The following is a 12,058-nucleotide window of genomic DNA, read 5'->3' as shown; positions in this document are numbered from 1 at the left end:
CACGCCCGCGAACACGGCGTCATTTCTCCTCCGCGAAGCCCCCGAAGAACAGCGCGACGAGCAGGTCGGTGAACTCGTCCGTCGTGTAGTCGTCGCGTCCCGGCCAGTGCATGCTCGCCCACAGTGTGTCCCGCACGGTGCGGTAGAAGACCTCGGCGGGAATGTCGGAGCGGAAGCTGCCGTCGGCGACACCGGCGGCGAGGGCGGTGAGCCAGTAGTCGCGCACCGTGCGTGACGGCGCGTCGACGACGTCGAGCAGGCCGTTGTCGCGCAGGTATTGCCGGTTCTGCTGGTAGATCGCCGTCGGATGGGGATGTTCCTCGATCACGGCGAGCGTTTGCCGAATCAGGCCGCGCACCGTCTCGCGGGCGCTCGTCGATGTCTCCACCACGCGCCGGAAGCGCTGGTCGATGTCGGCCATGAAGCCGCTGAGGATCTCGGCGACGATCGCATTCTTCGATCTGAAGAAGTGGTACAGGCTGCCGGAGAACACTCCGGCGCGTTCGCCGATGTCGCGGACCGTGGTGGGGGCGATCCCCTTGGTTGCGAAGAGTTCGGCCGCGAGCCGCATGATCTCGTCGCGTCGGTCCGACGTCATGGTCACTTTTCCCTTCCGTTTCGCCGGTTCGGCTCGAGTTTTCTGCCGTCCGTTCCAACTGAGTGGGAACGGGCCGTCCCGGCGGGGCATCCGCGCATACCGTACTGCACCAAGCGCTTGCTCAAGAAAGGTGGTGCGGACGTGCCGACGCTGGAACAGGAGTTGGAACGGGAGTTCGAACCGTACGTCGGGCGGGTGGCCGAGCCCGCCCGGGTGGCCCGGTACGCCGTGGACGAGGCGATGATCCGGAACTGGGTCGAGGCCCACGACGACTACAACCCCGTCTACGTCGACCGGGACGCGGCCCGCGCCACCGGACGACCGGACGTGGTGTGCCCGCCCGCGATGATCTCGACGTGGGTGATGGCCGGCTACCGGCGCTGGCGTGAGGTGCAGCGGCTGCGCGCCGAAGGACGGACCGAGGACTTCGCCTACTCCGAACTGATGACACTGCTGGACCGGCACGGCTTCACCTCCGTGGTCGCCACCAACGTCGAGCAGGACTACCACCGCGAACTCGTCCCGGGCGACCACGTCACCGCGCACTTCACCATCGAGTCGATCTCCCCGGTCAAACGCACCGGCCTCGGCCGCGGCTGCTTCGTCACCCTGCACAAGCGCTACGAGAACCAGCACGGCGACCTGCTCGTCGAGGAGCGATTCCGGTTGCTCCGCTTCGACCCGAACACCACCGAGGAGGCGTGATGACGGCCGTTCCCAGGTTGACGATCACCCAGGACAACGAGTTCTGGTTCGCAGCCGCCCGCGAGGGCAGGCTCGAGATCCAGCGCTGCAGCGACTGCGGCGCACTCCGGCATCCGCCGGGACCGGCGTGCCCGAAGTGCCGCTCCTTCAAGTGGGACACCGTCGAGTCGTCGCGCCGCGGCACCCTGCACAGCTGGACCGTGATCCACCACCCGAAGGACCCGTCCTTCGACTATCCCCTCGCGGTCGGGCTGATCGACCTCGAGGAGAGCATCCGGATCGTCGCCGACATCGCCGGGGTCGAGCACGACCGGCTGCGGATCGGCATGGAGCTCGAGGTCGGCTTCGCCGAGCACGCGCACGGCGAAATCCTGCCGCAGCTGCGCCTTCCGGGCGGAGGTGCCGCATGAGCCTGCCGACCGTGTCCGTCGGCACCGAACTGCCGGCACTGGACCTACCGCTCGACCGCAGCACCATCGTCGCCACCGCGATCGCCTCCCAGGATTTCGAGGATGTGCACCACGATCCGGGTGCAGCCGAAAAGCGCGGCACGCCCGACATCTTCATGAGCATCAACTCGACGAACGGATTCGTCGACCGCTACATCACCGACTGGGCCGGGCCGGCCGCCCGCATCCGCCGCGTCGCACTGCGGCTGGGCGTCCCCAACTTTCCCGGCGACACCATGCGCCTGACCGGGACGGTGACCCGCGTCGACGCCGGCGCCGTCACCGTCGAGGTGCTCGGCCGCAACGCCCGAGGAACACACGTGACCGCCGAGGTCACCGTCGCACCGTACGAAGGACAGACACGATGAGCGGCAAGGCAATTCCCGGCGGGGGCTTCGCGCGCAAGGCGGCGATCGCGGGTATCGGCGCCACCGAGTTCTCCAAGAACTCCGGGCGCAGCGAATGGCAGCTGGCCTGCGAGAGCGTGCTCGCCGCGCTCGAGGACGCGCAGATCGGCGTCGAGGAGGTGGACGGCTTCGCGCTGTTCACGATGGAGACCAACCCCGAGATCGCGGTCGCCCGGGCACTCGGCATCCCCGAACTGACGTTCTTCAGCCGCATCCCGCACGGCGGCGGCGGCGCGTGCGCACCCGTGCAGCAGGCGGCGCTCGCCGTGGCCAGTGGGGTCGCCGACGTCGTGGTCGTCTACCGGGCCTTCAACGAACGCTCCGGCACCCGGTTCGGCGCCGGCCCGCCGCCGTTCGCCTACACGGCCAACACCGACCAGGAATACCGCAACTGGATCAACCCCTACGGGCTGCTCACCCCCGCCCAGCAGGAGGCGTTCCTCGCCCGGCGCTACATGCACAAGTACGGGGCGACCAGCGCCGACTTCGGCCGCATCTCCGTGCTCTCGCGCAAGCACGCCGCCGTCAACCCCAGGGCCTGGTTCTACGAGCGGCCCATCACCCTCGACGACCACCAGAACTCCCGGATGATCGCCGACCCGCTGCGGCTCCTCGACTGCTGCCAGGAGAGCGACGGCGGCCAGGCCCTGGTGATCGTCAGCACCGAGCGGGCCCGCGACCTGCCGCACCCGCCGGCCGTCGTCTCCGCCGCCGCGCAAGGCGTCGGGCCCCAGCAGATCTCCATGAGCAGCTACTACCGCGAGGACATCGACGAGATGCCCGAGGTCGAGCTGGTGGCACGGCAGCTGTGGGATCAGGCCGGCATCGATCCGGACGACATCGACGCCGCGATCCTCTACGACGCGTTCACCCCGATGGTGCTGCTGCAACTCGAGGAGTACGGGTTCTGCGGCCGCGGCGAGGCCAAGGACTTCATCGCGGACGGCAACCTCGAACTCGACGGCCGCCTGCCCGTCAACACCCACGGCGGACAACTCGGCGAGGGATACATCCACGGCGTCAACGGAATCGCCGAGGGCGTGCGCCTGATCCGCGGTACGTCGGTGAACCAGCCCGGCAAGGACGTGTCGAACGTTCTGGTCACGGGCGGCTCCCCGGTGCCGCACAGCGCACTCGTGCTCTCCGCCGACAACTGACCGACCACCCATCCAGAGAAAGTCCGAACATGACCGAACGCATCACCTATGCCCGCGCCACCCACGGCGAGGACGAAATCCGAGCGGTGGTCGACGTCCTGCGCAGCGGCCATCAGGGGCTGCGCATCGGCAAGAACGTCTTCGAGCTCGAACGCCGCATCCCCGAGCTGTCCGGGAAGCAGTACGGCGTGATGTGCAACTCCGGATCCTCCGGCCTGTACCTCGCGGTCGAGCTGCTCGACCTGCCGAAGGGCAGCGAGGTCATCACCTCGCCGCTGACCTTCTCCACCGACGTCGCGCCCCTCGTGCGCGCCGGCCTGGTACCGGTCTTCGTCGACGTCGAACCGGACACGTTCAACGTCGACGTCACCAAGATCGAGGCGATGGTCACCGACCGCACCAGCGCCGTGCTCGTCCCGAACCTCGCCGGCAACTGCCCCGACTGGGACGCGATCCGGGCCGTCGCCGACCGGCACGGCCTGAAGGTGATCGAGGACACCTGCGACACCCTCGGTGCCCGGCTGCACGGCACGCCCACCGGCGCGCGTGCCGACCTGAGCGTCACCAGCTTCTCCATGGCCCACATCATCACGTGTGCCGGCACCGGCGGCATGGTCATGATGGACGACGAGCAGACCCGTGATCGTGCACTCCTGCTGCGCCGCTGGGGACGTCGCTCCGAGCCGAACCTGTTCGGCAACGGGGGTGGACGCGTCTTCCGGGAGGATCTGGACGGGGTCGACTACGACAACGACTTCATCTTCGATCTGCTGCCGTGGAACTTCGAACCGTCCGAACTCGGCGCCGCCTACGGCGTCGTGCAGCTGAACAAGCTCGCGCAGAACTACGAGCGGCGCCGCAAGACCTTCGCGGAGTTCACCGCCGCATACGGCGCCTACCCCGAGTTCTTCCGCACACCGGTCGAAACCGACGGCCTCGACACCGCCTGGCTGTGCTATCCCGTCACGGTCTCCGCCGACGCCCCGTTCTCCCGCAGTGACCTGCAGGAGTTCGTCGAAGCGCAGGGCATCGACACCCGAACCGTGTGGAGCGGCAACATCACCCGCCATCCCATGATGGCGGGCGTCGAGCACCGCGTGCCCGACGAGGGGCTGCCCGAGGCCGATGCGGTGTTCGAACGCGGCATGACGCTGGGCATGAGTCACGGGCTCTCCGACGAGGAGGTCACCCGCGTGACCGGCGCGATCCACGCCTTCGCCGCGAAGTGGCGGTGACCGTCGTGCCGTCCCGTTTCACCGGCCGGATCACCGCCGGCCCCGGCCTGGTCGACGAATCAGGGCTCGAGATCCACGGGCTCGACAACCGACAGTGGACCCGACCGGAGGTACCCGCATGAAACCCGTGATCGTCGACGCCGCACGCACCCCCTTCGGCAAGCGCGACGGCTGGATCTCCGGCCTGCACGCCGCCGAGCTGCTCGGACTCGCGCAACGCGGCGTGCTCGACCGGCTCGGCCTCGACGCCGCCCTCGTCGAGCAGGCCGTCGGCGGGTGTGTCACCCCGATCGGGGAGCAGTTCGGCAACATCACCCGCACCGCGTGGATGCACGCCGGCCTGCCCTCCCACACCGGGACCACCACCATCGACGCCCAGTGCGGCACCGCGCTGCAGGCGGTGCATCTCGTCGCCGGGCAGATCGCGCTCGGCACCCTCGAGGTCGGCCTGGCGTGCGGCGTCGAGCTGATGTCGCGGGTCCCGCTCACCTACAAGGTCGGCACCGGCGCCGGCACCCCGCGACCGGCGTCGTGGTCGGTGGACACCCCCGACCAGTACACCGCGGCCGACCGCATCGCCCGGCACCGCGGCTTCGCCCGCGAGGACCTCGACGCGTTCGGCCTGCGGTCGCAGCAACGGGCGCGCGACGCCTGGGACGCCGGGTGGTTCGACCGGCAGATCATCCCCGTCGCCGTCCCCGGCGACGACGGCAGCACCACCGTCACCCGGGACCAGGGACTGCGCGAGACCAGCACGGAGGCGCTCGCGCGGCTGCGTCCCACGATCGAGGGCGGCCTGCACACCGCCGGCACCTCGTCGCAGGTGTCCGACGGGGCGGGCGCCGCGGTCCTGATGTCCGAGGACAGGGCACGAGAACTCGGCGCGGCGCCGCGGGCCCGGCTGCTCGCGCAGTGCGTCATCGGCGGCGACACCGAGTTCATGCTCGACGGCCCGGTGGCTGCGGCGCAGATGCTGCTCGACCGCACCGGGATGACGGTCGCCGACGTGGACCTGTTCGAGGTCAACGAAGCCTTCGCCGCGGTGCCGATGTCGTTCGCCGAGGTGCTCGAGGTCGACCCGGACGTGCTCAACGTCGGCGGCGGTGCCATCGCCCTCGGCCACCCGGCCGGCGCGACGGGAATCCGGTTGCTGGCCAACGCGATCGACGAGCTCGAACGCCGGGACCGGCAGGTCGCGATGATCGCCATCTGCGCGTCCGCCGCCACGACGTGCATGATTCTGGAACGGATGTAGGCCATGACGATCGCACTCGACGCCGACCACCGCGACCTCGCCGACTCCGTCGCGGGCCTCGCCCGTCGTCACGCCCCGATCGAACGCACCCGCGCCGCATTCGCCGACCTGGCGGCGGGCAAGCGGCCGGAGATCTGGGATGCGTGCGTCGCGCAGGGCCTGCACGCCCTGCACCTGCCCGAGGAGCACGGCGGCGGTGGGGCGGGACTGCCGGAACTCGCGGTCGTGGCGGAGCAGTTCGGCCGCGCCCTCGTTCCCGGCCCGTGGGTGCCGACCGTACTGGCCGGGGCGTTGGTCGCCACCCTCCCGCCCGAGGGCCTCGTCGCGGACCTGCTGCGGCGGTTCGCCGAGGGCGCGACCGGCGCCGCCGTCACCACCCCCGGCCTCGTCGCGACCGCGTCGGGGCGGGGATGGACGGTCACCGGTGTCTCCGAGCCGGTGCTCGGGTTGCCGGGCGCCGACGAGGTGATCGTGCGCGCCACCGCCGACGGCGCGCCCGTGTGGTTCCGGTTGCCGTCCGCGGCCGGGGAGGTCGAGGTCGCCGACGGCGTGGACCTCACCCGGTCGGTGGGACGACTGCGGCTGTCCGCAGCGGCGATCACACCCGAGGACCTGCTCCCGGCGATCGCCGACGACGACGTGCAGCTGATCGGCAACACGGTGCTCGGCGCCGAGGCCGCCGGAATCGCGGCGTGGGCACTGGACACCGCCGTCGACCACGTCCGCAACCGTCACCAGTTCGGCCGCCCCGTGGGCAGTTTCCAGGCCGTGCAGCACAAGGCCGCGATGATGCTGGTGCGCAGCGAGATCGCCCGCGCGGCGGCGTGGGACGCCGCCCGCTCGGTGCGCCAGGACCGGGAGCAGCAGCGTCTCGCGGCAGCGCAGGCGGGGCTGACGGCGGTGCCGGCGGCCGTCGACGTGGCGCTCGAATGCGTCACGTTGCTCGGCGGTATCGGCTTCACCTGGGAACACGACGCGCACCTGTACTGGCGACGGGCACTGTCGATCGCCTCCGTCGCCGGCCCGGAGGACGTCTGGGCACGCCGGCTCGGTGAGCTCGCGCTGTCGGGCGAGCGCGACTTCTCCTTCGTCGAAGCCGATGCGCTACCGGAGCTGCGTGCGCAGGCCGGCGCCGTCCTCGACGAGGTACGGGCACTGCCGGACGACGCGGTGCGCAGCGACGGCTGGGCGCCGGCACGCGGCGGGGCACGTCGCGCCCGGCTCGCCGAGGCCGGACTCGTCGCGCCGCACTATCCCCGGCCCTACGGCCTCGCGGCCGGACCGCACGAACAGGCCGTGATCGCGGACGAATTCGCGCGCCGCGGCCTCGAACTGCCGACCACCGTCATCGGCGAGTGGGCCCTGCCCACCCTGCTGCGGCACGGCACCGAGGACCAGCAGCGGCGTTTCGTCACTCCCACCCTGCGCGGCGAGATCGTCTGGTGCCAGCTGTTCAGCGAGCCGGGCGCCGGCTCGGACCTCGCCGGGTTGTCCACCCGCGCCCGCAAGGTGGACGGCGGCTGGGTCCTCACCGGACAGAAGGTGTGGAATTCGATGGCCCACGAGGCGGACTGGGGAATCTGCCTGGCGCGCACCGATCCCGAGGCGCCCAAGCACGAGGGCATCTCGTACTTCCTCGTCGACATGCGCAGCGAGGGGCTCGACGTGCGGCCACTGCGACAGGCGACCGGGCGGGCGGAGTTCAACGAGGTGTTCTTCGACGACGTCTTCGTCCCCGACGACTGCCTGGTCGCGGAACCGGGGCAGGGCTGGCGCCTCGCGGTGACCACCCTCGCCAACGAACGGCTCAGCATGGGCGCACAGCTCGCGCACGGTGCGGCCGCGCGGGTGCGCGACGTCGTCGAGTCGGGGCGCTACGCCGCCGCCCGCGACGACGCACTGCGCGTCCTCGGCCGCAACACCGGCCGTGAGATGGCCCTGTCGGCGATGAACCTGCGCAGCGTGCTGCGCCGGTTGTCCGGTCTCGACGCCGGGGCGGAGATCAGCGTGCAGAAGGTCTTCAGCGCCCTCGCCCAACGCGACGGCTCGCGCGGACTGGTCTCGCTGCTCGGTCCGCTCGGCGCCGCCGACGACGACGGCCACATGCTCGACCACCTCGGTCTGCCCGCGGTGCTCTTCGGCGGCGGCACCATCGAGATCCAGCTGAACGTGATCGCCCGTCGCGTGCTGGGACTGCCGCGCTGACACCGACCACACCACATCCACCTGGAGGGGCTATGCACCCGGAACTGTCCGACGATTCCCGTCGGCTCCGCACCGAACTACGCAACTACTTCGCCGAGATCATCGACGACGACGACCGGCGCGCCCTCGTCGACCAGACCGAGGGCGGACCCGTGTTCGACCGCATCCTGCGACGGATGGGCCGCGACGGGTGGCTCGGTCTCGGCTGGCCCACCGAATACGGCGGCCGGGGAGAGGATCCCGAGGCCCTGTACGTGTTCTACGACGAGGTGATCCGCGCCGGCGCACCGCTGTCGCTGGTCACCCTCAACACCGTCGCGCCGGCGCTGATGAAGCACGGGACCCAGGCGCAGAAGGACTTCTTCCTGCCGCCGATCCTGGCCGGTGAACTGATCTTCGCCATCGGCTACACCGAACCGAACGCGGGCACCGACCTCGCCTCGCTGCAGACCCGCGCCCGCATCGAGGGCGACGAACTGGTCATCAACGGCAACAAGATCTTCACCAGCGCCGGCGTCTACGCGGACTGGATCTGGCTGGCCGTCCGCACCGATCCGGACGCGCCGCGGCACCAGGGCATCTCGGTGGTGCTGGTACCGACGTCGGCGCCCGGGTTCTCGGTGACCGAGATCCACACCGTCGGTGGCATCAGCACCTCCGCCACCTACTACGACGACGTCCGCGTGCCGCTGACCAACGTCGTGGGCGAGCTGAACCAGGGCTGGGGCCTGATCACCAACCAGCTCAACCACGAGCGGGTCGCGCTCGCGGCCCGCGGTGGCATCGCGAACGAGCTGTACGACGCCGTGCTCGCCTGGGCGCAGTCCGAGCCCCTGGGCGCCGGGACCGTCTACGACCTGCCCTGGGTGCGCACCAATCTGGCGGAGACGTACGCACTGCTCAGTGCCGCCGACCTCGTCAACCTCCGGCTCGTCGCGGACGTCGCCGCGAACACCCTCGGCGGCGGTGACTCCGCGGCCGCCAAGATCTTCGGCACCGAGGCGGTCGTCACCGCCTACGGCAAGATGCAGGAGATCCTCGGCGTCCGTGGCCTGCTGCGGCCCGGTAGCCCCGGAGCCGTCGTCGAGGGACGCGTCGAAACCCTGGCGCGCAGAGCTCAGAACAACACGTTCGGCGGCGGCACCAACGAGGTGATGCGCGAGATCGTCGCCGCCAAGTGCCTCGGCATGACGCTCGCCGCCCGTCGCCGCACCGACGCCCCCACCAGCACGAGGAGCTGACATGGATTTCGAACTCGACGAGGACCTGACGAGTGTGCAGGACCTGGCGTCCCAGCTCTTCCGGCAGCTCGCGCCGGTCGAGCGGGTCGTCGAGGTGGAGCAGAACGAGGGCGGTTTCGACACGACGCTGTGGGGTGCCCTCGCCGACGCGGGCCTGCTCGGCATCGCGGTGCCGGAGGAGTCCGGGGGTGCCGGGATGGGTCTGCTCGGCTTGATCACCGTGCTCGAGCAGCAGGGCCGGCACGTGGCGCCGGTACCGCTGTGGTCGGTGACGGCGGCCGCCTCGGCGATCGTCCGGTTCGGCACGGCCGAGCAGGTCGAACGCCTGGTCCCCGGCATCGTGGACGGCTCCCGGCCGGTCGTCGCGGCATTCGAGGCCCCCTACGGTGAACTCACGTCGCTGTCGGCGGTGAGCAAGGGCGACGACCTGGTCGTCAGCGGAACCGTCGCCGGTGTGCCCGCCGCGGCCGTGGCCGCCGCGACGGCCGTTCCGGTCCGGTGCGACGACGGTTCGCTCGCCGTCGTGGTGATACCGACCGGGGCGGACGGCGTCACGGTGGAACCGGTCGCCGCGACCGACCGGGGCAGCTTCGCCAATGTCCGGTTCGACGACGTCGTCGTGCCCGCAGTCGATCGTCTGCCGGGCGACGGCGCGGAGACGGTCGCCTGGGTGCGCCGCCGGATCCAGCTCGCGCTCGCCGCGGTGCAGCTGGGCGTGTGCGAACAGGCGTTGCAGACGACGGCCGAATACACCTCGCAGCGAATTCAATTCGGCCGGCCACTGTCGACCAACCAGGCGGTGGCGGTGCGCGCGGCCGATGCCTACCTCGACACCGAGGCGATCCGGCTCACCACCCGGCGGGCGGCGTGGCTGCTCGACGCCGGACGGGAGCAGGAGGCCGAATCCGCGGTTCTCGTCGCCAAATGGTGGGCGTCACGAGGCGGTCTGCGGGTGGTCCACGCGACGCAGCACCTGCACGGCGGTATCGGTGCGGACGTGGACTACCCGATCCACCGCTACTTTCTGTGGGGACGGCAGTTGTGCTTCACCCTCGGCGGCGCGGACGCCACGGCGGCCGCGCTGGGCGACGTCCTCGGGTCCGCGCCCCGGATCGGGGCACCCGCGTGACGACCGCCGGGCGCCCGACGCTCGTCACCGGCGCCGGGCGCGGCATCGGCCGGGCGCTCGCGCGCCGGGTCGCCGGAGGAGGCTCCCGATGACCCGTACCGTCGACGTGCCCGCGGACCTGCGGGAGGCGACCGCGGAGCTCGTCGCCGCGACCCGCGCGCTGATGCTGGCCGCGGCGACCACGACGGCGGACGCCGACACCGTCCGCGCCGCTCGCGCAACGATCGCCGAACTGGCCGAGACCCTCGGCAGCCGGCCGCGTCCGCGGGTGCTGCGTCCCCCGTTCGACGGACCGTCGCGGTCCCGGGACACGGGCGGGCGCGAGCCGTGGGCGCTGTTCACCCACAACCCGATGGGCATTCCGCTCGAGATCCACTTCGGCGCGGACGAGGCGCGGGCCCGGCTGGTCGCGAACGCCCTGCACGAGGGCCCGCCCGACAGCGTGCACGGCGGGTTCAGCGCCCACCTGCTGGACTGCATGCTCGGCACCCTCATGCAGGCCCGGGGCAGCCGTTCGCTGACGGCGTCGCTCGACCTGCGCTACCTGCGGCGCACGCCGCTCGACGAGCCGCTGGATCTGTACTCGCGGATCGTCGAGACCGAGGGCCGGAAGACCGTCGCCGAGGGCTGGATCGAGTGCCGCGGTGAGCGCACGGTCGAGGCGCGGGGAGTGTTCGTCCGCGTCGAGACATGAGCAGTGCCCGCCGGCGGAACAGCCTGCGGGAAGAGTGAATTCGCGGCGCGCCGGACGACCTCCGGCGCGCCGCCCCGTTCTAGTTCACGACACCCACGCGTGTTCGGTGCGACAGGCGGGTGCGCGCGGTGGAACCGGACCGGCCCGGCGTGAGCACCTGTGAGGTGCGGCGTGCGGCGGCCCAGACCATCGGCGCGATGTGGGCGAGTTCGACCGTTCCGCGGCACGCCACCGAGATCGCGCCCACGACGCCGTCGGGGCCGACGACCGGTGCGGCGACGGCGCTGATGGACATCGGGCACGAGTGGCCGGGCACGAACGCGAGACCCTGCCGCTGGCGCACGCGGTTCAGGCGCTCGTGCAGGGCCGACAGGTCGGCCCGGGACCGCACGTGCGGTCCCGCCGTCATGAGGGCGTCGACCCGCTCCGGCTCGAGGCCGGCGAGCAGCGCCCGTCCGCTGACGGTGCTCTCGGCCGGCAGCCGGGTCGCCACCTGGGAGGGGATGCCCGCGCTGGCCGCGCCCCCGATCCGGTCGAGGAAGTAGACGGACGAGCCTTCGAGCACGGTCAGGTGCGCGACACCGCCCGTGCCGATCTGCAGGTCGTTGAGCAGCCCCGCGGCCGCGGCGCGCAGCTGCGAGTAGTCCCGGGGCCGGGCCATCGTCTGCATCCGCAGACCGGGGCCGTATCCGCGGGAGTCGTGTTCGAGCCAGTGCAGGTCGACGAGCTGGGTGAGGAGACGGAAGACGGTCGAGCGGGGCAACCCGGTGGCTGCCGTGATCTCCTCGAGGAACATCCGGTCGGGACCGGACGCGAAGACGTCGAGGATCTGGGTGAACCGCTCTGCGACACTGGGGCGCTGCTCGCGCGGCATGTCCGGCAACGGAATCGGGTCACTATGCATCACAGTCAATGTCTGGCCTCCTTCGCCTCACATTACCTAGCACTTGCTTGGTGCGCTATGCGGAACACCGGCGTTCTCC

General features: G+C 71.1%; 13 protein-coding genes. 11 read left to right on the top strand and 2 right to left on the bottom strand.

What is annotated here, in order from left to right; genetic code table 11:
* Positions 1-19: 19 nt before the first annotated feature.
* Positions 20-598, bottom strand: a complete 579-nt coding sequence (locus tag QNA09_RS22090; RefSeq protein ID WP_010594076.1) for a TetR/AcrR family transcriptional regulator — start codon at positions 596-598, stop codon at positions 20-22.
* Between the two features lie 141 nt (positions 599-739).
* Here QNA09_RS22090 and QNA09_RS22085 point away from each other — a divergent pair, with 141 nt between their 5' ends.
* From QNA09_RS22085 to QNA09_RS22035, 11 genes are all read left to right on the top strand, one after another.
* Positions 740-1,303: a MaoC family dehydratase N-terminal domain-containing protein gene (locus QNA09_RS22085; RefSeq protein ID WP_308072093.1), complete on the top strand. Its 564-nt coding sequence runs from the start codon at positions 740-742 to the stop codon at positions 1,301-1,303.
* The gene (locus QNA09_RS22080; RefSeq protein ID WP_304433629.1) at positions 1,303-1,713 is read left to right on the top strand and encodes a Zn-ribbon domain-containing OB-fold protein; all 411 of its coding nucleotides are present in this window, start codon (positions 1,303-1,305) and stop codon (positions 1,711-1,713) included. The genes QNA09_RS22085 and QNA09_RS22080 overlap by 1 nt, the downstream gene beginning before the upstream one ends.
* A complete protein-coding gene (locus tag QNA09_RS22075) occupies positions 1,710-2,120 on the top strand; it encodes a MaoC/PaaZ C-terminal domain-containing protein (protein WP_017680088.1) in 411 nt (136 codons plus the stop codon). Before QNA09_RS22080 ends, QNA09_RS22075 begins: the two co-directional genes overlap by 4 nt.
* Complete coding sequence (locus QNA09_RS22070) at positions 2,117-3,316, top strand: lipid-transfer protein (protein WP_010594072.1); 1,200 nt, start codon at positions 2,117-2,119, stop codon at positions 3,314-3,316. The genes QNA09_RS22075 and QNA09_RS22070 overlap by 4 nt, the downstream gene beginning before the upstream one ends.
* A gap of 29 nt (positions 3,317-3,345) precedes the next feature.
* Positions 3,346-4,551 carry a DegT/DnrJ/EryC1/StrS aminotransferase family protein gene (locus QNA09_RS22065; protein ID WP_040269879.1) on the top strand — a complete coding sequence of 402 codons (1,206 nt, stop codon included), beginning with the start codon at positions 3,346-3,348 and terminating at the stop codon, positions 4,549-4,551.
* On the top strand, positions 4,548-4,673 hold the full coding sequence (locus QNA09_RS22060; RefSeq protein ID WP_266099544.1) for a hypothetical protein: 126 nt from the start codon (positions 4,548-4,550) through the stop codon (positions 4,671-4,673). The genes QNA09_RS22065 and QNA09_RS22060 overlap by 4 nt, the downstream gene beginning before the upstream one ends.
* The gene (locus QNA09_RS22055; RefSeq protein WP_308072092.1) at positions 4,670-5,806 is read left to right on the top strand and encodes a steroid 3-ketoacyl-CoA thiolase; all 1,137 of its coding nucleotides are present in this window, start codon (positions 4,670-4,672) and stop codon (positions 5,804-5,806) included. The genes QNA09_RS22060 and QNA09_RS22055 overlap by 4 nt, the downstream gene beginning before the upstream one ends.
* 3 nt (positions 5,807-5,809) lie before the next feature.
* On the top strand, positions 5,810-8,011 hold the full coding sequence (locus QNA09_RS22050; RefSeq protein ID WP_308072091.1) for an acyl-CoA dehydrogenase: 2,202 nt from the start codon (positions 5,810-5,812) through the stop codon (positions 8,009-8,011).
* A gap of 32 nt (positions 8,012-8,043) precedes the next feature.
* A complete protein-coding gene (locus tag QNA09_RS22045; protein ID WP_003938756.1) occupies positions 8,044-9,252 on the top strand; it encodes an acyl-CoA dehydrogenase family protein in 1,209 nt (402 codons plus the stop codon).
* 1 nt (position 9,253) lies between these two features.
* Positions 9,254-10,381 carry an acyl-CoA dehydrogenase family protein gene (locus QNA09_RS22040; RefSeq protein WP_124259303.1) on the top strand — a complete coding sequence of 376 codons (1,128 nt, stop codon included), beginning with the start codon at positions 9,254-9,256 and terminating at the stop codon, positions 10,379-10,381.
* A gap of 88 nt (positions 10,382-10,469) precedes the next feature.
* The gene (locus tag QNA09_RS22035; RefSeq protein ID WP_040269870.1) at positions 10,470-11,075 is read left to right on the top strand and encodes a PaaI family thioesterase; all 606 of its coding nucleotides are present in this window, start codon (positions 10,470-10,472) and stop codon (positions 11,073-11,075) included.
* Between the two features lie 79 nt (positions 11,076-11,154).
* Here the strand turns inward: QNA09_RS22035 and QNA09_RS22030 are convergent, their stop codons facing one another.
* A complete protein-coding gene (locus QNA09_RS22030; protein ID WP_124258552.1) occupies positions 11,155-11,979 on the bottom strand; it encodes an IclR family transcriptional regulator in 825 nt (274 codons plus the stop codon).
* Positions 11,980-12,058 lie beyond the last annotated feature (79 nt).

Source organism: Rhodococcus sp. AH-ZY2 (assembly GCF_030916465.1).
GTDB lineage: Bacteria > Actinomycetota > Actinomycetes > Mycobacteriales > Mycobacteriaceae > Rhodococcus > Rhodococcus ruber.
Note: the sequence above shows the minus strand (reverse complement) of the source record. Positions and strands in the feature narration are given on the sequence as shown.

What these genes read in the sequence shown, in the direction of transcription:
- QNA09_RS22050 (WP_308072091.1), top strand. Translation starts at nt 5,810, where the DNA reads ATGACGATCGCACTCGACGCCGACCACCGCGACCTCGCCGACTCCGTC.
- QNA09_RS22070 (WP_010594072.1), top strand. Translation starts at nt 2,117, where the DNA reads ATGAGCGGCAAGGCAATTCCCGGCGGGGGCTTCGCGCGCAAGGCGGCG.
- QNA09_RS22035 (WP_040269870.1), top strand. Translation starts at nt 10,470, where the DNA reads ATGACCCGTACCGTCGACGTGCCCGCGGACCTGCGGGAGGCGACCGCG.
- QNA09_RS22040 (WP_124259303.1), top strand. Translation starts at nt 9,254, where the DNA reads ATGGATTTCGAACTCGACGAGGACCTGACGAGTGTGCAGGACCTGGCG.
- QNA09_RS22075 (WP_017680088.1), top strand. Translation starts at nt 1,710, where the DNA reads ATGAGCCTGCCGACCGTGTCCGTCGGCACCGAACTGCCGGCACTGGAC.
- QNA09_RS22030 (WP_124258552.1), bottom strand. Translation starts at nt 11,979, where the DNA reads ATGCATAGTGACCCGATTCCGTTGCCGGACATGCCGCGCGAGCAGCGC.
- QNA09_RS22090 (WP_010594076.1), bottom strand. Translation starts at nt 598, where the DNA reads ATGACGTCGGACCGACGCGACGAGATCATGCGGCTCGCGGCCGAACTC.
- QNA09_RS22045 (WP_003938756.1), top strand. Translation starts at nt 8,044, where the DNA reads ATGCACCCGGAACTGTCCGACGATTCCCGTCGGCTCCGCACCGAACTA.
- QNA09_RS22065 (WP_040269879.1), top strand. Translation starts at nt 3,346, where the DNA reads ATGACCGAACGCATCACCTATGCCCGCGCCACCCACGGCGAGGACGAA.
- QNA09_RS22080 (WP_304433629.1), top strand. Translation starts at nt 1,303, where the DNA reads ATGACGGCCGTTCCCAGGTTGACGATCACCCAGGACAACGAGTTCTGG.
- QNA09_RS22055 (WP_308072092.1), top strand. Translation starts at nt 4,670, where the DNA reads ATGAAACCCGTGATCGTCGACGCCGCACGCACCCCCTTCGGCAAGCGC.